This window comes from Thermodesulfobium narugense DSM 14796 (genome assembly GCF_000212395.1).
In the GTDB taxonomy this organism is placed as follows: Bacteria; Thermodesulfobiota; Thermodesulfobiia; order Thermodesulfobiales; family Thermodesulfobiaceae; genus Thermodesulfobium; species Thermodesulfobium narugense.
This window is the reverse complement of sequence record NC_015499.1, coordinates 376,483-398,839: the sequence shown is the minus strand read 5'-3', so window position 1 is coordinate 398,839 and position 22,357 is coordinate 376,483. Positions and strand designations below refer to the sequence as shown.

The 22,357-nt window shown below is 35.2% G+C and carries 34 protein-coding genes and 1 tRNA gene; 16 read left to right on the top strand and 19 right to left on the bottom strand.

Annotation, left to right across the window (positions count from 1 at the left end; translation table 11 throughout):
* Positions 1-12 precede the first annotated feature (12 nt).
* From THENA_RS01975 to THENA_RS10180, 7 genes are all read left to right on the top strand, one after another.
* Positions 13-243 (top strand): DUF2283 domain-containing protein, encoded by a 231-nt coding sequence (locus tag THENA_RS01975; RefSeq protein ID WP_013755760.1) that lies wholly within the window; start codon positions 13-15, stop codon positions 241-243.
* A gap of 271 nt (positions 244-514) precedes the next feature.
* A complete protein-coding gene (locus THENA_RS01970; RefSeq protein ID WP_013755759.1) occupies positions 515-757 on the top strand; it encodes a type II toxin-antitoxin system Phd/YefM family antitoxin in 243 nt (80 codons plus the stop codon).
* Between the two features lie 11 nt (positions 758-768).
* Positions 769-1,044 carry a type II toxin-antitoxin system RelE/ParE family toxin gene (locus THENA_RS01965; protein WP_013755758.1) on the top strand — a complete coding sequence of 92 codons (276 nt, stop codon included), beginning with the start codon at positions 769-771 and terminating at the stop codon, positions 1,042-1,044.
* Positions 1,045-1,237: 193 nt separating this feature from the next.
* Positions 1,238-1,852 carry an FmdE family protein gene (locus tag THENA_RS01960; protein WP_013755757.1) on the top strand — a complete coding sequence of 205 codons (615 nt, stop codon included), beginning with the start codon at positions 1,238-1,240 and terminating at the stop codon, positions 1,850-1,852.
* 73 nt (positions 1,853-1,925) lie between these two features.
* Positions 1,926-2,687, top strand: coding sequence for a sulfite exporter TauE/SafE family protein (locus THENA_RS01955; protein WP_013755756.1), 762 nt, complete (start codon positions 1,926-1,928; stop codon positions 2,685-2,687).
* Between the two features lie 70 nt (positions 2,688-2,757).
* Positions 2,758-3,012: a nucleotidyltransferase domain-containing protein gene (locus THENA_RS01950; RefSeq protein WP_154645298.1), complete on the top strand. Its 255-nt coding sequence runs from the start codon at positions 2,758-2,760 to the stop codon at positions 3,010-3,012.
* A 14-nt stretch (positions 3,013-3,026) separates the two neighbouring features.
* Entirely contained in the window at positions 3,027-3,152 is a 126-nt protein-coding gene (locus THENA_RS10180) for a hypothetical protein (RefSeq protein ID WP_281054581.1), read from the top strand.
* A 136-nt stretch (positions 3,153-3,288) separates the two neighbouring features.
* On the opposite strand, the gene THENA_RS01945 is transcribed toward THENA_RS10180, so the two are convergent.
* The 4 genes from THENA_RS01945 to THENA_RS09550 all read right to left on the bottom strand — a co-directional run bounded on the left by THENA_RS01945 (position 3,289) and on the right by THENA_RS09550 (position 6,916).
* Entirely contained in the window at positions 3,289-4,140 is an 852-nt protein-coding gene (locus tag THENA_RS01945; protein WP_013755755.1) for a COG4705 family protein, read from the bottom strand.
* Between the two features lie 215 nt (positions 4,141-4,355).
* A complete protein-coding gene (locus THENA_RS01940) occupies positions 4,356-4,949 on the bottom strand; it encodes a tetratricopeptide repeat protein (RefSeq protein WP_169309405.1) in 594 nt (197 codons plus the stop codon).
* Between the two features lie 154 nt (positions 4,950-5,103).
* Positions 5,104-5,484, bottom strand: a complete 381-nt coding sequence (locus THENA_RS01935) for a hypothetical protein (RefSeq protein ID WP_013755753.1) — start codon at positions 5,482-5,484, stop codon at positions 5,104-5,106.
* Positions 5,474-6,916: a glycosyl hydrolase family 18 protein gene (locus tag THENA_RS09550; protein WP_052296043.1), complete on the bottom strand. Its 1,443-nt coding sequence runs from the start codon at positions 6,914-6,916 to the stop codon at positions 5,474-5,476. Before THENA_RS09550 ends, THENA_RS01935 begins: the two co-directional genes overlap by 11 nt.
* A gap of 90 nt (positions 6,917-7,006) precedes the next feature.
* Here THENA_RS09550 and THENA_RS01925 point away from each other — a divergent pair, with 90 nt between their 5' ends.
* Entirely contained in the window at positions 7,007-7,513 is a 507-nt protein-coding gene (locus THENA_RS01925) for a hypothetical protein (protein WP_013755751.1), read from the top strand.
* Between the two features lie 2 nt (positions 7,514-7,515).
* Here THENA_RS01925 and THENA_RS01920 read toward each other — a convergent pair whose 3' ends face one another.
* A complete protein-coding gene (locus THENA_RS01920; protein WP_013755750.1) occupies positions 7,516-7,926 on the bottom strand; it encodes a hypothetical protein in 411 nt (136 codons plus the stop codon).
* An 85-nt stretch (positions 7,927-8,011) separates the two neighbouring features.
* On the opposite strand from THENA_RS01920, the gene THENA_RS01915 reads away from it, so the two are divergent.
* Both THENA_RS01915 and THENA_RS01910 read left to right on the top strand, forming a co-directional pair.
* Positions 8,012-8,605 (top strand): flavodoxin family protein, encoded by a 594-nt coding sequence (locus THENA_RS01915; protein WP_013755749.1) that lies wholly within the window; start codon positions 8,012-8,014, stop codon positions 8,603-8,605.
* A gap of 20 nt (positions 8,606-8,625) precedes the next feature.
* Positions 8,626-9,198: a flavodoxin family protein gene (locus THENA_RS01910; RefSeq protein ID WP_013755748.1), complete on the top strand. Its 573-nt coding sequence runs from the start codon at positions 8,626-8,628 to the stop codon at positions 9,196-9,198.
* Here the strand turns inward: THENA_RS01910 and THENA_RS01905 are convergent.
* Entirely contained in the window at positions 9,182-10,051 is an 870-nt protein-coding gene (locus THENA_RS01905; protein ID WP_013755747.1) for a hypothetical protein, read from the bottom strand. The two genes, THENA_RS01910 and THENA_RS01905, sit on opposite strands and share 17 nt — an antisense overlap.
* Positions 10,052-10,260: 209 nt before the next feature.
* Between THENA_RS01905 and THENA_RS01900 the strand changes: the two genes are divergently transcribed.
* Complete coding sequence (locus tag THENA_RS01900) at positions 10,261-10,674, top strand: universal stress protein (RefSeq protein ID WP_013755746.1); 414 nt, start codon at positions 10,261-10,263, stop codon at positions 10,672-10,674.
* Between the two features lie 47 nt (positions 10,675-10,721).
* On the opposite strand, the gene THENA_RS01895 is transcribed toward THENA_RS01900, so the two are convergent.
* The 5 genes from THENA_RS01895 to THENA_RS01875 form a co-directional block, all read right to left on the bottom strand.
* On the bottom strand, positions 10,722-11,399 hold the full coding sequence (locus THENA_RS01895) for a nitrite/sulfite reductase domain-containing protein (protein WP_013755745.1): 678 nt from the start codon (positions 11,397-11,399) through the stop codon (positions 10,722-10,724).
* Between the two features lie 9 nt (positions 11,400-11,408).
* On the bottom strand, positions 11,409-11,756 hold the full coding sequence (locus THENA_RS01890; protein WP_013755744.1) for a cupin domain-containing protein: 348 nt from the start codon (positions 11,754-11,756) through the stop codon (positions 11,409-11,411).
* Between the two features lie 37 nt (positions 11,757-11,793).
* A complete protein-coding gene (locus tag THENA_RS01885) occupies positions 11,794-12,660 on the bottom strand; it encodes a hypothetical protein (protein ID WP_013755743.1) in 867 nt (288 codons plus the stop codon).
* Between the two features lie 128 nt (positions 12,661-12,788).
* The gene (locus THENA_RS01880; RefSeq protein WP_013755742.1) at positions 12,789-13,325 is read right to left on the bottom strand and encodes a SurA N-terminal domain-containing protein; all 537 of its coding nucleotides are present in this window, start codon (positions 13,323-13,325) and stop codon (positions 12,789-12,791) included.
* A gap of 184 nt (positions 13,326-13,509) precedes the next feature.
* Positions 13,510-13,586 (bottom strand) — tRNA-Met (locus THENA_RS01875).
* A gap of 233 nt (positions 13,587-13,819) precedes the next feature.
* On the opposite strand from THENA_RS01875, the gene THENA_RS01870 reads away from it, so the two are divergent.
* Positions 13,820-15,124: an MFS transporter gene (locus THENA_RS01870; RefSeq protein WP_013755741.1), complete on the top strand. Its 1,305-nt coding sequence runs from the start codon at positions 13,820-13,822 to the stop codon at positions 15,122-15,124.
* A 2-nt stretch (positions 15,125-15,126) separates the two neighbouring features.
* Here the strand turns inward: THENA_RS01870 and THENA_RS01865 are convergent, their stop codons facing one another.
* Complete coding sequence (locus THENA_RS01865) at positions 15,127-15,408, bottom strand: hypothetical protein (RefSeq protein WP_013755740.1); 282 nt, start codon at positions 15,406-15,408, stop codon at positions 15,127-15,129.
* Positions 15,409-15,620: 212 nt separating this feature from the next.
* Here THENA_RS01865 and THENA_RS01860 point away from each other — a divergent pair, with 212 nt between their 5' ends.
* Positions 15,621-15,992 carry a CGGC domain-containing protein gene (locus THENA_RS01860; protein WP_013755739.1) on the top strand — a complete coding sequence of 124 codons (372 nt, stop codon included), beginning with the start codon at positions 15,621-15,623 and terminating at the stop codon, positions 15,990-15,992.
* An 18-nt stretch (positions 15,993-16,010) separates the two neighbouring features.
* On the opposite strand, the gene THENA_RS01855 is transcribed toward THENA_RS01860, so the two are convergent.
* Positions 16,011-16,469, bottom strand: a complete 459-nt coding sequence (locus tag THENA_RS01855; protein WP_013755738.1) for a hypothetical protein — start codon at positions 16,467-16,469, stop codon at positions 16,011-16,013.
* On the bottom strand, positions 16,469-16,888 hold the full coding sequence (locus tag THENA_RS01850; RefSeq protein WP_013755737.1) for a YtxH domain-containing protein: 420 nt from the start codon (positions 16,886-16,888) through the stop codon (positions 16,469-16,471). Before THENA_RS01850 ends, THENA_RS01855 begins: the two co-directional genes overlap by 1 nt.
* Before the next feature lie 48 nt (positions 16,889-16,936).
* Between THENA_RS01850 and THENA_RS01845 the strand changes: the two genes are divergently transcribed.
* A complete protein-coding gene (locus tag THENA_RS01845) occupies positions 16,937-17,638 on the top strand; it encodes a lysophospholipid acyltransferase family protein (protein ID WP_013755736.1) in 702 nt (233 codons plus the stop codon).
* Between the two features lie 45 nt (positions 17,639-17,683).
* On the top strand, positions 17,684-18,055 hold the full coding sequence (locus THENA_RS01840; RefSeq protein WP_013755735.1) for a CBS domain-containing protein: 372 nt from the start codon (positions 17,684-17,686) through the stop codon (positions 18,053-18,055).
* An 8-nt stretch (positions 18,056-18,063) separates the two neighbouring features.
* On the opposite strand, the gene THENA_RS01835 is transcribed toward THENA_RS01840, so the two are convergent.
* From THENA_RS01835 to THENA_RS01825, 3 genes are all read right to left on the bottom strand, one after another.
* Entirely contained in the window at positions 18,064-18,705 is a 642-nt protein-coding gene (locus THENA_RS01835) for a rhomboid family intramembrane serine protease (protein ID WP_013755734.1), read from the bottom strand.
* 31 nt (positions 18,706-18,736) lie between these two features.
* Entirely contained in the window at positions 18,737-19,168 is a 432-nt protein-coding gene (locus THENA_RS01830; protein WP_013755733.1) for an HU family DNA-binding protein, read from the bottom strand.
* 68 nt (positions 19,169-19,236) lie between these two features.
* On the bottom strand, positions 19,237-20,103 hold the full coding sequence (locus THENA_RS01825) for a methylenetetrahydrofolate reductase (RefSeq protein ID WP_013755732.1): 867 nt from the start codon (positions 20,101-20,103) through the stop codon (positions 19,237-19,239).
* Between the two features lie 219 nt (positions 20,104-20,322).
* Between THENA_RS01825 and THENA_RS01820 the strand changes: the two genes are divergently transcribed.
* Positions 20,323-20,535: a DUF1858 domain-containing protein gene (locus THENA_RS01820; protein ID WP_013755731.1), complete on the top strand. Its 213-nt coding sequence runs from the start codon at positions 20,323-20,325 to the stop codon at positions 20,533-20,535.
* A 29-nt stretch (positions 20,536-20,564) separates the two neighbouring features.
* On the opposite strand, the gene THENA_RS01815 is transcribed toward THENA_RS01820, so the two are convergent.
* Positions 20,565-21,119: an HDIG domain-containing metalloprotein gene (locus THENA_RS01815; RefSeq protein ID WP_013755730.1), complete on the bottom strand. Its 555-nt coding sequence runs from the start codon at positions 21,117-21,119 to the stop codon at positions 20,565-20,567.
* Complete coding sequence (locus tag THENA_RS01810; protein ID WP_041438223.1) at positions 21,116-22,348, bottom strand: serine hydroxymethyltransferase; 1,233 nt, start codon at positions 22,346-22,348, stop codon at positions 21,116-21,118. The genes THENA_RS01815 and THENA_RS01810 overlap by 4 nt, the downstream gene beginning before the upstream one ends.
* Between the last annotated feature and the right edge of the window lie 9 nt (positions 22,349-22,357).

Genomic DNA, 22,357 nt, shown 5'->3' with positions numbered 1-22,357 from the left:
AGGAGGTCAAAGATGAAGATAACTTACGATCCAAAATATAATATCTCATATATAAAATTCAGAGACTCAACTGAAGAAGTTGAAACAATAAAAATAAGCGACGAAGTAAATATAGATATATCGCCAGATGGCAAAATATATAGCATAGAATTGCTTAATGCCAATGAACAAATGAAGATTCTAAATGACAAGCTAACCATTGTAGGTGAAAATTCAGGCAAAGAAATTAGTATTGCGATTTAGCTTTTTAAAACACTTTTTGATAAGTGCGTTTAGACCATCCAATTTCTCTAGACAGTGTCTGCAGTTTTTCGTTGTCTTTATATTCTAACTAAAAGTGCTGCATATTCCAAAGATTTCTTTCACTAAACCCATTCATTCCTACAAATTCTTTTTGCAGTTCTAAGAAGGTTATCTATACTTTCCAAGAATTTTTACAAAGATAAATTTCATTGACATCTTAGTTAAGCTGCTTAATAATACTGTTAAGAGCTTTTTAAAGGAGGCTGTAAAAATGATTGTTGCTGCAAATGATTTAAAGAAAAAAGGCGTAAAACTAATAGACGAGCTAATCAAAAAAGGCAACGATATAATAATAAGCGTAAGGGGTAAACAAAAGTATGTAATTGTTGATATTGACAAGTATGAAAAACTCAAAGACAGTGAAATAGAGCTTGCCTATATTGAAGCCATGAAAGATTTTAAAGAAAAAGACTATCACACTGATATAGAAGCCCACATTAAAAATATTTCTTAGCAGCACAGATTATGTATGAAATTGTATTTAGCAAATCTTATGAAAAAAGAGCAAAGCAGTTTTTTAAATTATACCCAGAATTAATCCAACGCTATCAAAAAGTACTCTATATCATGAAAAGCAATCCTGATCATCCTTCCTTGAAACTGCATAAATTAAAAGGCAATCTCAAAGAGTTATATTCCCTATCAATAGATTTAAAATACAGAATAATTTTGGACTTCATCATAAAAGACAAAATGATTATTTTAGTTGATATAGGGGCTCATGATGATGTCTATTATTGAAATAAATGCAAACTTTATTGATAATCTTCTAAACTGTCAATTAGAGCTTCACAATCTTTGATAGGCAATATATACCTTAAGCTCCGATAGTCTAATAGAATAAAAAATTCTAAAAATTTCCTACTTTACATTAATAAATTAGTAATTTATAATATACTTATTAATTTAGTAAAGAATATAAGGAGGAGATAAAGTGTTTGAAGCAAAAGATTTTTTTGATTTAGGACTAAAATTTCACGGCCACAAATGTCCTGCAATGCCTTTAGGACTTAAAGCCGCTTGTGCTGCCATGAACGCCCTTGGAGTAGAGAGGTCAAAGGATAAGGAATTAATGCTACTTGCTGAAACTGCAGACAATCACGCAATGGGCTGTTTTGTGGACGGCCTTATGACTGTTACGGGTTGTACTTACGGAAAGAGCAATATAAAAAAGCTCTACTATGGTAAGATGGCATTTACTCTTATAGATACAAAAAGCAAAAAAGCTGTAAGGGTATCTTTGAAGCCAAAATTTGTTGATAAGATGCTTACTGAATCGCCGTTTATAGCCGAGAGAAAGAAAGGCATACCTCCTCAGGACGTTGATCCAAAGATTACTGATCCATTAATAGAAAAAGTCTTAAACCTTAAAGAGGAAGATTTTCTTGATATAAGTCCAGTTTTTGACTACGACTTCAAAAAGATACCAGGAGTAATGGAAGCAGATTTTTGTGACGTTTGCGGCGAAGCAGTATATATAGACAAACTAAAATTTATTGACGGAAAACAAGTTTGCATACCCTGTTCTGACAAGATAGCTCAAAAGTAAATAAAACAAGTAAGTAACAGCCGTAAAGTTTACGGCTGTTACTCTAAACAATAAATTTTTTAAGGAGAAAGAAATGGCGTATATATTAGCTGCACTCATTACCTTTGTGGCAAAGTCAATTATGGTCATCACTGGAGCAGGAGCAGCCTTTATTCTGATACCAGCGTTCTATGCTCTTGGTTTTGACCTTCATCAATCAATGAGCACTGCTCTACTTTTAAACGTAGTTGCTATGGCGTTTGCCTCGTATTCATATTCAAGAATTGGCTTAATAAAGTATAAGCTTGCGTTCCCAATTATAATAGCTGTCCTTATAACGTCTCCATTGGGCGCATATCTTAGTAAATTTGTCCCAAGAGAGACCTTATTGCTCCTCTTTGCTTTGTTTTTGCTATTTGCCGCTTCCATGATGATATTTTACAAGCAAAAAAAGAACAACTCAGGAGAAGATTTCCAAATAAACAAGGTTCAGATGCTTACTATTGGAGTGCCAATTGGTGCCTTTGCTGGATTTGTAGCCGGGCTTCTTGGAATTGGCGGAGGAAATATGATAATTCCAATACTTATATTTATAGGAGTCCCTGCAAGGTTTGCCGCAGCCACCACATCCTTTATAGTGCTCTTCTCATCTTTTGGAGGATTTTTGGGAAAATTAGCCATAGGTGGCCTTGACATAAAGCTACTTTTCAGCACTATCATAGCTGCTATATTAGGAGCTCTCTTTGGATCGTATCTTATGAAATACAAGCTTAGCAACAAAACAGTAAAGGTTATGATAGGAATAGTCTTATACATGGTAGCTGCTAAGATGCTCTTTGATTATTTCGTACACTAAATATTGAAACTTGATACTCATATCGATATACTTCATAAGCCTTGTAATTTACTGGGCTAAAATAAATTTTATGAATATTGAAGAGTCGATTGTGAAAATAGAAGAATTTCTCAGCAAAATTGATGAAGTTTTGCTGCCATTTATCTTTGGTTTATTTATCGAAAATAGACTCACAGATGAAAGCGATATAGACTTTGCAATCCTTTTTAGTAGCATGCCTGATTTCAAATCTCTAAATAAGATCAAGAGCGGTATAACTGAAATTACAGATAGGGATACCGACATAGTTATCTTAAATTTTGCATCGCCAATAATAAAGATGTAGGTATTAAAAAGAGGGTGATAAATGATAGTGTTTACAATGAATTTTTTCTCAGAACGCTCAAAGAATATGATAACCTAAAAATAGCAAGAAGGTCTCAAGAACAAAATATACTCAATGGCAGAATCTATGTTAGAACCTGACGTCATTTTCGCAAAGGTTTCAAATATACAAAGGTATTTAAAAAGAAAATTTACGATCGCCATGAGCGTTAAAATCAAGAAGTGACCAGATATTAACTGGCCACTTCATTTATGTCAAACCTGAAACCAGGTGTTGTTATATTTCTTCTCTTTCCATAGCCTCTTCAGTCGCAATAAATTCTTCAAATGTTACCTCTTCTGCAGGAACTACTTTTTTATCAATTCCCGTTTTCGCAAGGTAAATAACCAGCATTAGGATAAGCGTTAAAAATATTGCACTTGTCGTTACAGTACCCAGCCCAAGTCCGCCTAAATTTTTAGCTTGAGACATCAAATCTCCTATAGTCGCACCAAGTGGCCTGGTTAATATGTATGCCAACCAAAACGCTAACACTGAATTTAAGTTAAACTTATAATACAGCAAAGTAATAATTGCAATCATTGAACCAAACATTATTGCAGATAGAAAATAACCCAGCTTTAAAGTCTCAGCTATCAGATCTCCTGCAGCTGTTCCTAAAGAAAATGTAAAAAGAATTGCTAGCCAATAAAATGCTTCACGCCTTATAGTAAATATGCTGTGAATAGACAAAGTCCTTTCTTTGTAATACCAGATTAAAAATGTCGCGATTAGCAATATGGTGAATACAAATGTGCTGATCTCTAAAGGAACACCTAAATTGTCGCTCAAATTGTCTGTTATGAGCGTGCCCACTACGCTTATTAAGACGACAACCATCCAATATATTTTTGGCACGTATTCTCTCGCCTTGAACTGAAAGTATAGAAAAACTAAAAGCAAGGCACTCATTACGATGCTTGTCTTTGTAAGGCCAAAGCCCATATGAACGTTCAGAAAATCTGCAGCAGTCTCCCCTACCGTAGTGCACAGAATCTTAATAATCCAAAAAAAGATAGTAACTTCTGGAACTTTGTTAAAAATCCTTTTAGCAAAAGATTCACTTTCAGATTTCAAGTTTTCGCCCATTTGTTTAATCCTCCTCTTCCTGAAATTGATTTAACTAAAATAAGCATAGACAATTATCATTAGAGGAGTTTTGAGAACTTGTTATAAACTTATTAGAAATTTCGTTCATGTTTTTTTAAGAAAAAGCAATGCTAACTTAGCAAATAAAAGCTAATTCAGATTTTGGATAAAAATTCACTATCTATTTCTTCTCTTGTTAGACAAGTGCATTTGGTCTAAATATTTAATTCTTTAATCTTGCTCAAGGCAGCTTTATTCCCAAGCTTATAAGCCTTTTTAAAGTATTTAAGCGCCTTTGAAAAGTTTTTGTTCTCAAAGTATATGTTTCCCAGGTTAAAGTATGCCCTTGCAAGATCCTGTCCCCTTCTCACAAGCATTAGATTTTTAAAAATCTCGCTGTTACCAGATGCCTCCTCATATACCGCCTTTATGCTTTGAGATTCCAACCATCTAAGAACAAAAAAGCTAACTAACAGTGAGAGAAGTATCATAGAAGGAGAGTCAATCATGTTAAATATAGTGTGCCAGGCAAGTTTGCTGGTAAGTATATCATATATATCAAAAGATAATAACAACAAGGTAAAAATTATAAAAAAATAGTGAAGAATTTTTAAAAACTTGTGATCCTTTTTATTGATCACAAAATCCCTTGTTTCTTTTTCAAAAAACATTATGCGAACTCTCTCAAGGATGTATATGGTTATACATATCGCTAAGATTATCAAACTTATTGGCGGCAATTGGTGAAGAAAATACCTAAATCTGTGAAATGAAGAGTTATCTATAACTCTGTCAAGCCTACTAAACAAAAGAAAAAATGAAACTCCCCACAGCGCACAGACAAGGTTATAAACCAATAAAAAGACCCTAAGAAATCTTTTTCCTCCCATAATTAGAAATTATATCATAAAGAAAGTCCATATGTTGGATAAGATATATTAATCTAGAGAGAAAGAGTCAGGGCTAGTCTATATCTATTTCTTCGTACCAGTTATCGCTCCACTCTGATGGTTCAGACAAGAGGTCCTGAATTATTTCAAGATTTACCATCAGATTGCCATAGCTTTCGTCAAACTCGTCTTCAGAATATGCGTCCAGCTCATCAAAATACCTATCTCGCCAAATTCCCACAAAGTCAAGAACTTGAGGGAGAAAAGAGAAGCTAACTTCGGTAATCCAGGGCTCATTTTCATCGCTTAACTCGTAAAAGATGCTAATATCTGGATCCTCTTCCCTGTCAGAATCAAGCAGCCAGACCTTAACCTCATTTTCCTCATTGTCTACAATATAAGAGCCAAAATCGCTTTCAAAGTTTTCCATATATTCAAGATCGCTATTCTCCATTTTTTGTTCCTCCTATATTTATTAATAATTTGTCCCCAAAGGCGTTAGAAAAAGAGATCCAGCTAGAGTCCCCTGCTGACTCCAGTTTCCATATTGCAAACCCACCCAGTTTATATTTCTTAATAAGCTCAAGCTTGTTTGACATAGTTTCACTGTTGTCAAACCAAACTTCATGCTTTAAATTATACCTGTAAAAGCTAACATGATAAAGACCATACTTTTTGTCAAATTGCGGACTAAGTTTGTTTTCTTCAATAAATCCTTTCAAATCCTTGTTGTCAAGCGCTTTAACGCCTACTATCTTTCCTGATGGTTCTTCTATCCATTCTCTTGTATAAAACGGTATGCCCAGCAATACTTTAGTAGGCTCTACTTCTTTCAAAGTATTTTTTAATCCCTTTTCTACCCAAAAAAGAGATGCTGTAGGACCTGCTCTCTCAGAACCTTTAGTAAACTCGTCATACGTCATCAAAACGAGGTAGTCACTTAGTTCTGAAATCGTTTTTCTGTCATAGCACAAAGACCAGGAGGAGTTGTTATCTGGGACTGTTACGTCCACAGACAAAAGAATGTTTGTTTTCTTTAATTTTTCAGATAACTTTTTTACAAAATAATTAAATTTAGTTTTATCAAGGTCGCTAAAATTTTCAAAATCAATATTTACCCCATCCAGATGATATACAATAGCGTACATGACGATCTGATTAATTGCATTCTCTATGCTATATTTATTTTCTAACAGCTTATGGGTTAGATCAGGATTAAATCTGTTGTTAAATAACCCCCACACCTTATAACCCTTTTCATGAAGATAGTCTACTACTCCAATATCAGCGTTATTGCTAAAATTTCCAAAGCTGTCTTCCAGAGAAAACCAGGTGAAAGAGATGGTATTGACATCTGAATTCAAGTCAATTTTTCTAATGTCAGAAAAGTCTTTAGCTGTGCTAAATCCCAGACCAACAATGCCTTTGGGCTTCTCTTTCTGAAAGGGCACTCCTAATTCCTTGCCCTGCTTTAAAAGATAATAATCATTTTCGTCCAATATATCAAAACCAAACAGATTTGAAAGCGAATTAAGGTCTACATAATAATTTTTATTAATACTCTTTAGTGGAAAGTTCACCGACTCAAGAGAAACTACCTCTTTGTCAGGCAAAGTAAACTTTACGTCAAAGATATAAACTCTTTTCTCTTTCGGGTTTATCAAAAAGTTCTTTTTGGTAACCAGCTTTATGTTATTTGCTAGCATAAAGAGGCCGTCGTTGTTTTTTAAGGCCTCGCCTGCAAAATTATTAGGATAGCTTACCACATAAAGGTCTTTGTCAAAGGCACAAATTTGCCCCAGGGAAGCGAAGAGAAAAATAAAAATAAGAGAAAGTATAAATTTATACATTAAGAGTAGAATATCAAAATAAATCCAAATTTTCAAGAATTAGTCGTTTCTATCAGACTATCGGCCATTTCTATTATCAGTAATTTTTGTTATAATTTGCAAAAAGATTACAGGAGGCGATTTGGTTTGATAAACTGGCAATATTATCCAAAGTTCTCAAATTTACCAGAATTTGTAGATCAGGTATTGCAAGCCTTTGTATTTAACGAAGAAAAAATAGATTCATCAAAAAATAGCCTTACACGTCAAAACATCTTTTCCATAATAGAAAACGAATTAAAAGAACTCGGTTTCGAAATAAAAATAGATAGTAGAAATAGCGAAGGAGAAATAGAACTTCCTGTTTACTACGGCCTCAATGGAAAGCCTGAGTTATCCTTTTTTGCTGAATCCTATCAAAAAGATTACAAGTGCGTTATAGATATAAGCGGGAATGACAACAAGTCAATAAACAGGTGCTATAGAGTCCTTCTTCAATCATCCATTATCCCGGCAGTAGAATATCTAATAATGGCTCTGCCAAACAAACCATCTAATCCGTCACAATTTTTAAAGATAAAAGAATTTTTAGACGTTTTGTACAGCTCAAAACAAAATATCAATCTAAACGGCTTACTAATTATTGGCTATTAAAACTATTTAAAAAACAAAGTTATAAGGCTGGTTATCAGGTAAAAAAAGGAGCTAAATACAAGATAAAAAATTGAAAAAAGAGAGATTGTAAAATAAAAAATTGAAAAAAGAGCAATTGTAAAAAACTTGCTTATCTTGTAATATTTGTTTGCTAAAAAAATTACAAACGATGTCAAAATTGACCACGCCCAAAAAACAATTAAAAAATTACCTTTTATAATTAAAAGCATACTCAATACAAGCGGCAAAAAAAATAAAATTAAAAGTTCAAAGAAAAAGAGCTTTATCCTTCCGTTTAGTCTATTTACTACTATGTATTTAAATTTCAGCCTGCCATATTCATCTTCATACTGAAAATCTTCAACTTCTTTTAAGTTACTGTCATCCTTTTTGGACGGATATATATCGTTCATTAATTACCTCCAAAGATAATTGTGCTAAAAATAAATTATAATAAAATAATACACTATATTGTAAATTTTTAGAAAGGAGCAAGTGATGAAGGCTATAGCTTTTAGTGGAAGTGCAAAAAAAGGTGGAAATACTGCTTTTATGCTAAAAACAGTTTTAGAAGAGTTAGATAGAGAAAAGATACAAACAGAGCTTATAGAACTTGCCGACGAAGAAATAAAACCCTGCACTGCCTGCTATAAATGCTTTAAAAATAAAGATAAAAAGTGTGTTATAAAGGACGACAATCTAAATCAATATATTGAAAAATTGATAGAGTCAGACATTATCATCCTTGGTTCTCCAGTATATCTGGTAGACATCACACCAAAACTTATTGCATTTATGGAAAGGTGTGGAATGGTCTCAATTGCAAACAAATATCTTTTAAGAAGAAAAATTGGGGCAGGAGTAGTAGTAAGATACAGGAGAGCAGGAGCAATCCACGGTCTTGATTCGATTAATCACTTCTTTTTGGTAGAACAGATGATTGTCGTCGGTTCAAATTACTTAAATATAGGCGTAGGAAGAGGCTCAGAAGCAGTTAGCGTTTCAGAAGAGGAGATAGACGAAGAAGGCGTGAAGACGATGATCGATTTAGCTCACAATATCGCCTGGCTTGCTAAAGAAAAATATCAATAACTTACTTAGGAGGGAAAATTATGAAGGCATTAGCTATCAATGCAAGCGCAAGAAAAGACTCTAATACCGCAATAATGCTTAACAAAGTTTTGAGCGAGTTAGAAAAGGATGGAATTGAAAAGGAACTTTATCAGATGGCAGGGAAAAAGATTCACGGATGTACAGCATGCTATAAGTGTATTTCCAACAAAGACAAACGCTGTGCGGTAGACGATGACATATTCAACGAGTGTTTTGAGAAGATGGTCAACTCTGACATCATACTTCTTGGCTCTCCCATATACTTTGCAGATATCACCCCAGAGCTAAAGTGTCTGATAGACAGGGCTGGGATGGTAGCCAGAGCTAACGACTTTCTTTTAAAGAGAAAGATAGGCGCTGCTGTAATAGTAAACAGAAGGGCCGGAGGAATCCACGGATTTGATAGCGTCAATCACTTTTTCCTAATTGAGCAGATGATTGTGGTTGGATCCAGTTACTGGAACATTGGCATTGGCAGAAACAAGGGAGAAGTAGAAAAGGATGAAGAAGGCATAAAAACCATGATAGACCTTGCTCACAACATCAGTTGGCTTGCTAAGAAGCTGAAATAGTAACACTTAGAGTTTTAGCTTTGCTCCAATCATATCCTCCTGGGACGAGGGTTATAATGGCTTTTCCTTGCTTTTTCGCCAGGAAGAGGCCATTGCCCTCGTAGGAGATGTTTCCTGAACTAAAAACAATTCTACAAGTGGCATCTTCTAAGGGATTAAGCCTTCTCAAAAGCAGTTTCTGGCCAACCTTAAGATCCACATTATCACTTGAAAGCCACGATATTTCGTCTTTCTCAACCCTATACGTTACTAGTTGGGTATTTTCATCAAGTGAGTTATCATTTGAAACAAAGTTGTCAGGATAGCTAAGAAAATCGCCCTCTATATTTTTTTCAAACTTTTCGCCGTCCCAAACGAAAAACCACCTCTTATCAGAAGAGGTAAGTTCGTATCCTCCATCAAATGTCTTAATATCTCCTTGATAAAAAGAGCTTCCCTTTTCCGGAATATATAGCTCATCATCCTTTACCATGAATACCTCATAACTTAAAAATGCCCCGCTTCCCTCTCTGTCCCATACTAACAAGGCATCAGGATTGTCTTTCCCAAGAGAAAAGAGCTTAAAATTTGGATTTTGATAGTCCAAAACTTTGTGGTCTAAGCTCTTAAATATTATTCCGTCACCCACAGTAGTAAAAAGATCCAGGTCAAGATGGTTATTTTCATCAACAGAAGCTACAATCCAATATTTACTGCCATCTCTTTCTTCAATTGGATATATTTCAAGAATCTTATTTAGTGGCAAATAAAGAGAGAGCCTGTCAAAAATATCTTTTTCGTCAGCAGAAGAAATACGACATGTAAGAGATAAAAATATAGCTAAAATTAAAAACAAAGAAATAAGTCTACCCATAAATTAGCGCTCCCCTAATAGATTAATACGATTAATTGTACTACAAATTTATATTGATTAAAAAGCGAGAGTATAAAAAGATATATGTAATCCTTTTTTCTTTACCCAATAAGCAATTGTCCTTACATAAAGAGTATTTATTCCTGACTTTCAAAGGCTTTATAGCAAGATTAGAATTAAGCATATAAAAGACTAAGGAGGGGCTCAAAATGTCAAAGACTATTCTTGCAGCTATAAGAGACGTAATGTCTGATAGAAGCGTTCTGAAAATGGCTATAGATCTTGCCAAGGATGAAGGAGCAAAGCTTGTAATATGTCACGTTATCAATAGATCCGAAGATCTTGGTGTTTTTAACCCTGCAGCTGAAGCAGCTTTGGTATATAAGGCAGAAAGAATGCTCGAAGAGGCAATTGATATTGCAAAGAAAAATAACGTAGATGCAATAAAGGTAGTAAAGGTTGGCAGGCCTTCGGAGAGAATATCAGAACTTGCAAAACAATTGAACGCCTCTAACATAGTACTAGGAAATAGAAAACTAAAGGGGATTAGAAATTGGCTATTCTCAGAATTTAGCACAGGATTTAATCTGAAGAACACTACGCTTGTAAGCGTTGAAAAGTAAAAGCTACCCCTCGTTGAATTTTGAGAGGGGTAGCTTTTAGAAAAAATCTACGCTAAAATCTCATTTTTGATGGCATCAATCCCCAATCTCTCAACGAATCTTGCAACTCTCTCGCTCATGCCATATCTTCCCTCAACCCTATAATCTCCCTTTTCTTTGTATAGCTTTAGAAATTTCTTTATGATGTCAAGAACTTGATCGTCATCAAGCTCATCAGCTACAATGTCTCCAATTCTTGGTTTCCTCCCAGAATTTCCCCCAATCACTAAAACCCATCCCTTTCCCCCTGAAAAGACTCCTATATCTCTCACAAAAGCCTCTGCACAGTTTAAGGTGCATCCCGATACTCCAATTTTCAATTTTGCAGGAACCTTTTCAAAATATACAAGTTCTTCTATCTTTTTCCCAAGGCTCAAACTGTCAAGGGTTCCATACTTGCAAGTAGTATTGCCAACACATGCCTGAACGTAGTGAAGTGAAGGCTCAACGTTAAATCCCATATCTTTTGATATCTCTTCTAAGATCTTGTTTACGTCTTCGGCCTTAATTCCAATCAAAAAGAACCTTTGGCCAGTCAAGATCTTTAACTGGCGAACGTTGTATTTCTTTGCAACTCTTGCAACCTCTTCCAAATATTCAGGCGTAACAAGTCCACTCGTCGACTTTAATTTTATGGCCCAGCTTCCATCTCTTTGTTCTATTGCTCTTGGATGTATTTTGTCCATAAAATCCCCCTAAGTATAAATAATACAGGCTAAAAACTCTATGTCCTTATCGCCAGTATTCTTTAAAGAATGACTTTCTCCATCGTAAGTAATCAAAACGTCTCCTTTTGAAACCTGAACTTCTTTATCATTGTCTACAAAAATTCCTTCTCCGTTTAATATGTAATATATCTCAAAATCTCCCTTGTGAGTGTGAAGGCCTATAGTAGACCCTGGCTTCAAAAAATTGTGAGCAAACATTCTTCCCTTTCCTTTGAACTCTTCAAGACTCAAAAGGGCAATGCTCTCAAGTTCTCCCTTGCCTCCAATAGGATCAAGGCGCTTTACTCTTTCTAAAGTATCAAATTTCTTAACCATAAAGTCCTCCCGAAGTTTAATTTTTTAATATAAAAAATTATCTATAACGAATTTTGTAGTAGTAATACTCATAAAACAGACTCAATAAACCTACTACAAAAACAGAAAACACAACCAGCACAAATCCCAGATCATATTTTGTCACGTTTAGAAATGGTGGATTGTATACCATATCAAAAAGTCCTAAAAAACCTACTACAAAAAAAGCTGCACCGCCAAAGATCAAAGTTCTAGCTGCAGTTCTTTGCGCTGCAAAACGTGCCACCTCTATTGGAAAACCAATTTTTGTCGTGATAAAACCAAAAAATGCACCCAGTATAACTTGCGTGATCATGGTGCCAAGTCCAAAAAATGCCCCTGGAACCCAGCCCAAAAGATGAGATGGCATCTGGGGGGCTAGCACGGTATATAATACTAAAGCAAAAGCTCCAAATCCCCATCCTGCAATAAAACCATGAAGCAAGGCTATCCTTACAGAAAGTTTGTGTTCTCTATCTATTTTGCCACTAACTGCCATTCTGTGGTGATCGCTGTCAATCTTGCCAAAGTGAAGGTGAAATACATTGTTAGTCTTAAATACATAAAATCCACCAAACATCATAGCAAGTCCAACCAGAACGTATGTTCCATATTCAAATAGGTCTGAGGATGTCAGAGGAAAGAGAGCGAGGTTGGCAAGCTCGCTTGCAAGTGCCCTTTGAACCGTAAAGGCAAGGGAAAAGGCAAAGCCTATGATTAGTCCCTTTCTAGCTGAATAACTCCCAACAGCATAACTAAAGGTAATTGGCCAAGTATGTTCATCCGGAGTATAGCCATGAATCACTCCAAGAACAAAAGAAAAGAGAATTATCATAGGAACTGTAAGCTCTATATGGCTGTGAAGCAGGTAATTAATAAGATCCATACGAATTCACCTCGCTTCTGCCAAATTATTTGATAAAGTAATTAAAAATATCATAATTTATTATTATAGCAAAAATCCCACAGTACTTTATTCAACTGTGGGATTGTATTTCTTTGCTCTTGAATAGATTATTGATTTATTACTATATTATCTTGTTTTTTCAAGGAATCCACATAAGCTTGTATTGCCTGTTGTTCTTTTTGGCTGATTAGATACTGCTTCACATAATCTTTAACCTTATCTATTGGAACCAAGTTGCCATTTTTATCCTTAAATTTATCTGAGTTTTGATTGTAAAAGTTTGTAACGTCTGCATCGGTTACGTCAAAGTTTTGACCTGCGAAGTGCTTTTGTAAAAGATAGTTAATCAAAATTTCATTTTTTGCGTTATTAATAGCCTCAATTACCTTTGGATCGTTTTCTAAACCCTCTTTCTTTGCCTCATCGAGTAACACGAGATTTTCAATCAAACGATTCAAGATCTCCTTTTTAAGATCTGGATTGGTTTTGTCCACGTTAGGCGGCAAATTGTTATAAATTGCGTCCACCTGGCTCTGGGTAATACTCGTCCCATTAACAGTAGCTAAAACCTTGTCATCTGCAAAAGATGGCTTAACCATTACCACAAAAACCAATACAAAACACAAAAGAACAATACGTTTCATTAAGAAACCTCCAAAAAGATTAAATTCTTCCTATAACTTTATGACTATTTAGTCACGATGTCAATAGTTATTTTAATGAAAGCTTGTTAAAATGGAAACCAATGTCTCGGATTTCGATTTTCTAAGCGAGGAGAAATTGAGATTAAGAATCTAAACAAAAAAGCAAGAAGAAAACACAAGTTCCTGGTTGCGGGGGGAGGATTTGAACCTCCGACCTTCGGGTTATGAGCCCGACGAGCTTCCAAACTGCTCTACCCCGCGTCAACACATAATATTTAACCACAAAATATTACGTTTTGCAAGTGTTTTTTAAAGGTCTAATAAAATTTGTTTCAAAAAAGTTACAAAAATTACATTGACAACCAAATAAAATTATTTTTTTTCCAATTAAGTCACCTTTATATATGATATAAATTTATCTTATTTTATAAACCTCTCTCTTAAATATATAATTTAGATGTCATAAAAAATTCTTACATGATAAGGGGGAAAATATGGAAAAGGTATTAGAACAAAAAAGCAGTTACCTGTATCTCGTTCTTATTGCTGCCTGGTTAGGATGGGTTTTCGACGGAATGGATGCAATGCTTTACAACATTGTAATGTACCCAGCAATCCACGATCTTTTAGGTGTTAGCGCCACAAAAGCACAGATTGGTTACTATGGTGGGCTTGTTATGTCCTGCACGCTCTTAGGCGCAGCACTTGGAGGTATTTTGTTTGGCATACTTGCTGACTACATTGGCAGAGTAAAAGTACTTCTGCTCACCATACTCACTTACTCGCTTATGACAGGGCTTTCAGGATTTGCACACAGCTGGCAGGAACTAGCTCTATACAGAGGCCTCACTGGCTTTGGAATAGGAGGAGAATGGGCTGTAGGAGCAGTTTTGCTTGCTGAAACATGGCCAGATTTAAGAAGGACATTTGCAGGTAGCTTTATGCAAATGGGATGGCCAGTTGGTTTCTTTCTTGCTGCTGCAATAAATTTTTTGGTAGGCACACACGGATGGCGAGTAGTCTTCTTCGTAGGCGCCCTTCCAGCTTTATTAACCGTGTTCTTGAGAACTCAGCTTAAAGAACCAGAAAAGTGGGTAAGAGATCATGCCAGAAGATGTGAACTAAAGCTTACTAACAAGTATGAAACAGAAGAAGATAAGGAATATTGTCATTTTACTTTCAGACTTCTCTTTAGTCCAAAATACATAAAATATACAATTATAGGCTTTCTACTTTCAGCAGTTGCACTATTTGGCGTGTGGGGTGCTACTTATTGGATACCAGCAATTGTTGAAACTCTCGCGAGATCTGCAGGCGTTGCTGAAAGCGCAATTCATGGCAGAATATTTCTCGCAATTACTTTATTAAATATTGGAGCAATAATTGGGGCCTTATGTTTTTGGCCAATTGCAAACAAGTTTGGCAGAAAAGGCGCATTTTTGTTTTACTTTCTTACAGGATTAATTTTAATACCGCCTATTTACATCAACGCTAAAGATTTTAATTTGTTTCTTATGCTAGTACCTATAATAGGCTTCATAGGCAACGGAGTATTTTCAGGATTTCCAATATACCTACCTGAGCTCTTTCCCACCAAGATGAGAGCTACCGCTCAAACGACATGTTACAATGGGGCAAGACTGGTAACAATACTTAGTCCTTTTTTCACAGGTTTACTCATTGGAATCTATCATGGAAACTTCTCTTATGCAGCAGCCACAATAATGAGCGTATATGTGATTGGCATAATAACGCTTCTTTTTGCTCCAGAGACAAAGGGGAGGTCTTTGCCTGAATAAATCTATCTGCCATATTTTTCGTTGCACCTTCTCAGGCAGTTAGAAAGTTCTAATTCGCAATCGCTCTTGCAGCTTTCGCGCTCATCAACGGGCGCAAAGCTGCAAATTGTTCTACAGTTCCAGTGAAGATGACATCCCATTAGACATCTATCGTATTCGCTTTTCGTAACAGCAAAGAATTCGTTGGCCGTATTTCTAACTGAATTAACTTGATAAAGAAAAAAAGCAAGCACAACAGACAACAAAAAGATAACTATGTATAATAAAACGTTTGACAGTTTCACAATTAAACCCCCTTAATTCTTCACATTATATGATTTTAACACAAAATCTCAAACAACAAATCTTATTTTTTTACGAACCTTAAAAGATTTTATATGTAAAAACAAATAATTATTTTATAAAACATTTATTTTTAATTAACTTTAATACGTGCTAAAATTTACATTAAAACATTAATGTTTTAATGTAAAATACTACTTGGAGGAAGGGAAAAATGAAAAAAATCGCTATTTTATCATGTCAAATGATTAGGAGTCAAAATCTTTGTCCTGCTGACACAAAGTGCTTGACAGCTCTTATGAGAAGAGAGGGTTGGTTTGACAGGTACAAGGATGAAGAAGTTCATCTTCTTGGAATAATGGATTGCGGTGGATGCACTGGTGATAGGGTAGTGTGCGCACTTACTCTATTAAAAATGCAGCTTGACGCATTGAAAGAAAACATTGATACGCTGTTTATAGCCACATGCATAATGAACTTTTGCCCATATAGGGATGAAATAATAGCAACAGCAAAAGAAAAATCAGGAGTAGAAGTAATTGTGGGAACGCACAAATATGCACTCCCACAAATCTTTAAGAGCTAATTATTTAGATAGTAGTTCTCAAACAAATTTTTTTAAAAGATCTCCCACCAAAGAAGCAGCTTTTCTTACTCTAGAGCGTTTCTTGTCAGGCTCAGAAGGTCTGTTTCTACTAAAGACTGCATCGATAATTTTTGTTAAAAGGCTTATTTTAAGCTTATACCTATTTAATTCTTCCATAAACCTTCTGGAAGCATTTAAAGAATCAGAAAAAACCCCTATAATGTTGTCAATTTTTTTCAAAATTGAAACAGAGTTGTCCGAAAGGCATTCCATGGATTTTTTGATCTCAGGATACATATCATCGGAAAACTTTCTAAAAGACCCAATAGTATCTCTCGTCTCAACAAGAACTTGATCGAGAGTTACGACTGATTTCTTCAATTCTTTAATCAGGCCTACAACGTTATAAATCCACCACCCTATCAGCCCTACAAGGATAGCAGCAAGAACAAAAATAAGAAATTCAAATAAGCTCATTATTCAACCTTCGATACTTTCTCTTCTTGGGAGCTAGAAGGGTCTTCTTTCTTCTCTTCGGCCTTATCTTCTTTAGTTTCAACAGATGCAGTATCTTCTCCTAAGAATTCGCTGTAGTCCTCATCAATTTCAGAACTTAGCTCCTCCTGTGCCTCTCTTGCATTTTTAAGAATATCGTTTATTGAATCTATTTTTTCTTGAATTACTTGTTTTGCCTTTGTAGCCCACTGCTCAGAGATCTCAGAAAGGTCAGACAAAACCTCTTCTGCCTGATCCCTTAGCCTTGTAAGTTCGTCAACGACATAAGCTCTCGTTTCTTCACCTGACTTTGGAGCAATAAATAGCGCAGCCACTGAACCCAATAAAGCGCCAAAAATCATTCCCAAAGAAAAACTAACAACATTGTTAGAACGTTTCATTTTAAAACCTCCTTTCAAGGTTTATAAATTATATTATAATTTATAATTATGAAATATATAAGAGGAATATTTGCATTTTTATACATGATAATTAGCACTTTCTTAGTAGTATTGTTCGCCATTTACCTACACAGATACCCAAAAATAAAAATGGTTTCTCTTGCGATTGATGTTCCAAAATATTGGTTTAAGCCACTTTTTTTTATACTTGGAATAAAAGTTAAATTGGTAGTAAAAGAGAAAATTCCTCCTGCCCCCGTATTATTTTTTGCCACACACAGAGGAAACTTAGATATACCCCTTTTATCATATTCTCTTCCAGGGGGAGTAACGTACTTAGCAAAGGAAGAACTCTTTTCTGTGCCAATTTTAAATATCATTTTAGACACCATAGCTTCTATCCCCATAAAGAGGGAAGACGCAAAAAATGCTATAGAATCCTTGAAGGAAACGGCTAAATTATTAAAAAGTAACGTAAACGTTGTAATCTTTCCAGAAGGCACCAGAACCTCTGACGGCAAGATTGGGACAATAAAAAGAGGTGGAATAATTCTAGCAAAGAACTCAAATATTCCCATTGTGCCTGTAATTATTAATGACGGCTTCAAAATTTATCCAAAAAAAAGCATTTTCCCAAATTCTGGAACAGTAGAGATAATAGTTGAAAGGCCAATTTATCCTGAAAAATATTCTTCAAAAGAACTTGCCAATATGATTGGCCAAATATACAAATCTTACCTTGGCGAATAGATTACGATCTTAATTAGTTTATAAAATTCTCATGGAGGAGTAAAAATGAAAGTAAAAGACATTATGACTACTGATGTCCTGATGGTAGGCGAATCTGCTACAGTAGCAGATGCCATAGAATTTATGAAGGAAAAGAGAGTCAGATCGTTAATAGTCGATAGACATAACGATAAAGATAGCTATGGAATAGTAACAACAAGCGATATTATCTTTAAGACTGTTGGTAAGAAAGAAAACTTAAAATCAGTTAAAATTGGGGAAATAATGACTAAGCCAGCTATCTCTATTAATTCAAACTCAAGCATTGAAGATGCAGTAGGCATGATGGCAGACTTAAAAATCACACATCTACCTGTAATAGACAAAAATCAACTGGTTGGGATAATATCTAATATTGATATTTTATATAATTTATAAATTTACAATCACACTACTCTTCTAATTCTTCTAGGTTCAAAGTTTCTAAACATAAAGCCAACAATAATTCCAACAGAAAAGCCTGTAAGGTGCGCAAAGAAGGCTACGTTTGTTGACTGGATAAAAAGTCCAAATATTGCTGATATATACTGCCCAACAAACCACAAAATAAGCCAGATAAAGGCAGGCATAGAGAATATAAAAGGAAAAATCCCCAATATCAAAAGCGTCTTTATTTTAGCGCGAGGAAAAAAGACAAGATAAGCGCCTAAAATTCCTGAAATAGAACCAGATGCTCCAATTATAGCAGAATTGGAACTTAAAGCTGCAGCCTGACCAAGGGCAGCAAATACACCAAACAAAAGGTAGAAAAACAAAAACTTAAAATGACCCATTTTGTCCTCTACGTTGTTGCCAAACACGTGCAAAAACCACATATTTCCAAAAATGTGCAAAAAATTAGCGTGCAAAAATTGATAGGTAATTAAATTTATACTAATTGAATCGCTTGATAAGTTATACGAAAAAAGGCTATTTAGCTGATGGTTGGTCATGTTGTCAACAACGTAAACTATACAGTTAATCATAATCAAAATATATGTAACCCAAGGAAAAGACCACGAATATACGTTATCCCAGAGAGGAAACATCTATTGCCTCCAAATTTGAAATTTTTTGACTTTAATCAAAAGGCACGTATTGAATGTGGCGATCCTTAATTATAAAAAAACCAAAATCTTTAAAAGATATTTTAGTTTCGGTCGAGTTGTCAAACTTATGAAGTTTGTAAATAAAAGATTTTATAACTCTATCGACTATACTCTTAGAAAGATTTTCCTTAAGAGATACAAGATTAACCAGATCTGATCTTAAAAGCTCTATGTCTAAATCAAATTCATCAGAAGTATCAACAAAAAAAATCTTTGGTCTTCCTTCAAAACCCTGTTGTAAATAAAACGTTCCAAGCCCCTTTATTCGAACTCTTTTACCAAGCAAAACTTGATTTTTTATAGAAGCCAAAAAGGTAGCTATTATCCTTCTTACCTTTGAAATACCAATTTCTTCTTCATTTGATATATCTCTAACAAGGTCTCTTTCTCTAATCTCAATCAAATTCAAGACCTCCTTGTGACCTATTCGATGCCCTTAATCATATTACTTACTTTATCATTTTTTCGAAATTACCAAAAGTTCTTTATAACCTTTGAACACAAATCAAATTGATTCAAAGTATAAAAGTGAAAAAATTTAACCCCTTCTTTTATCAATTCAGCGCACTGCTGGGTAGCGAAGTCTATACCAGCTTTTTTCATATCTTCATGAGAAGAAGCTTTTGACATTATATCCTCTAATCTTTTTGGGATCTCTACCTTACAAAACTTGGCAAATTCTTTTATCTTTTCAAAGTTTCCAATAGGTATTATACCTGGAACAAGTGTTATATCAACTCCCCTTTTAGCAACAAGATCTCTATATCTCAAAAAGTATGAGTTTTCGAAAAACATCTGGCTTATTGCGAAGTCAGCAAGCTTCATCTTTTCAATGCAGTGTTCAAAATCCTCTTCAAAGCTGCTTGCCTGTGCATGCCCTTCAGGATAAAAGGCTACCCCTATTGAGAAGTGATCGAAGTATTCCCTAACGTATTTTACCAAATCAATAGCGTGTTTAAACTCCCCTTTACTAATATCAAAATTTTCAACATTTTTTGGTGGGTCTCCTCTTAGAGCCAAAATATTAAAAACGCCAAGATCGTCATACTTTTTTATCAGAAAGTTTACAGAATCTTTAGTTGCGCCGATACAGGTCAAATGTGGCATAACAGCGAAGGCTTTTAGAGAGTTGACAAACTTTACAATTTCAAAGGTTTTATCCTGCGTTGTCCCTCCTGCCCCATATGTTATTGAGGCAAAAAGAGGCTTAAGTTCAATATATTTTCTCATTGTTTCCTTAAATTTCTCTTCATGTTCTTTTTCTTTAGGAGGGAAAAATTCGAGAGAAAAACCTGTTCTTTCATTCTTATACCTTTCTTTTATCCTCAATTCGTTCATCCTTTCTTGGCTCTAAGCCCTTTACTAAAATAGTTAGATTTTATCATATAAGGATAATTTTTTAAATTTTATGTTTTGATTTATATTATTTATATCATATAAACGAACTTAAAGCTTTAAAAGGTTTACTATTTTCTTTGATAGCATTTTCTCCATCGAAATAGTATATTTGTATGCTATAATAATTAACAGTTAATCAAATTTTAAGGAGGAATTATCTTGGATCAGATAACAAAGGATTCTAATCTTTTACAGGTTGTGAAAGAATTTCCCGAAACCATCCCGGTATTTATGTCATTCGGTTTAGGTTGCATAGGATGTGCTGTTGCTAAATACGAAACGGTTGAACAGGGAGCAAATGGCCACGGAATAAACGCAGATGCCCTTGTAGAAGAATTAAATAAAGTTATAAGCAAGAAGGTCTCAAAATAAACTTCAGGGCAGGTTTTTCCTGCCCTTTTTTATAACCCCAACTCTTCTGAATGCTTTAGCATCCCAGAGTGTGCCAGTTCAGCAAATTGTTCTAATTCAAGAGGCAGGTATTTGCAAATTAATATCTTCTCCCTATTTGCGCCTTTTGCAAAACCTTTCTCATAAAATCTCCTGCAAATAAATTCAGCGTCAATAGAACTAAGTTTCTTGTCTGGGTGTATTAGCGCGCTAGCAACCACAAGACCGCTTATTGCATCCGAACAAACGATGGCCGCTTCATCAAACGACTCTATGTCATCAATCCTACTTTTTCTATGAGCCTGAACTATTTTGCAAACTTCTTCGGCAAACCCGTTTTCTCTTAATATCTTCGCACCAACTATTGCGTGATTCTCAGGAGCATTTTGGGTCATCTCGTAGTCAATATCATGCATCAAACCTGCAGTCGCGTATAGATTTACATCTTTGTTAAATCTTAGTGCAATAGCCTCCATTACGGCCTCAACCGCAATGGAGTGCTTTATCATATAATCTTTCTTGAGATATTTTTTTAAGAGTTCAATATTTTTGTCGCGTTCACTCATCTATCAAGCTCCGGATATAATGGGAAATTAAGGCAAAGTTCACTTACCCTTTTCTTTAGTTCGTCTAATTTTTGCTCATCATCCCTAAAATCTAGGGCATCCGACATTATATTGCCAATTTCTATCATTTCAGCCTCTTTCATCCCCCTGGTAGTTAGAGCAGGTGTGCCAATTCTAATGCCACTTGCTTTCCATGGAGGTTCAGGGTCAAAGGGTATGCTATTTTTGTTTACAGTGATGCCAATTTTGGCAAATAGCGCCTCGGCATCCTTTCCAGAAATATTTGAAGCCCTCATATCGATTAATATAAGGTGATTATCCGTTCCACCACTTACCAGTCTCAACCCGCGAGAGTTCAGAGTTTCAGCCAAGGCCTTAGCATTTTTTACTATTTGTTCTGCATATTTTTTAAATCCTGGAGTCATAGCTTCTTTAAAAGCCACAGCTTTTGCCGCTATTATGTGCATCAAAGGACCACCTTGATTTCCGGGAAAAACCGATTTATCAATCTTATCTTTAAGTTCTTCTTTGCAAAGGATGAAGCCAGATCTGGGTCCCCTGAGGGTCTTGTGGGTCGTAGAAGTTACCACGTCTGCATATGGTACCGGAGAAGGATGAAAACCTGTTGCAATCAGTCCAGCAATGTGTGCCATATCAACCATAAGAAAAGCTCCTACTTCCTTCGCTATCTGGGAAAATTTTTCGAAATCAATAATACGAGGATAGGCACTTGCTCCTGCAACAATAAGTTTTGGCTTGTTTTTCTTTGCCATGTCTAAAACTTCATCATAATCAATAGTCTCAGTATCCTTTCTTACCCCATAGTGAATTACATTAAACCACTTTCCAGAAACTGTCACCTGGCTCCCGTGAGAGAGATGTCCACCCTGATCGAGCCTCATGCCCATATAGGTATCTCCAGGGTTTAAAAGTGCGAAATATACTGCAAGATTTGCCTGGGTCCCAGAATGAGGTTGAACGTTTGCGTGCTGTGCGCCAAAAAGTTTTTTTACTCTTTCTCTTGCAAGGTCTTCAACAATATCTACGCACTCACAACCACCATAGTATCTTTTCCCTGGAAGGCCTTCTGCATATTTGTTTGTCAAAACAGTGCCCATAGCTTCAAGCACTGCAATCGAAGTAAAATTTTCTGAAGCAATCAACTCAAGACCATTTCTTTGTCTTCCCAGTTCACACATTACTGCTTTAAAGACTTCCTCATCTGTCATCCTCAAAAA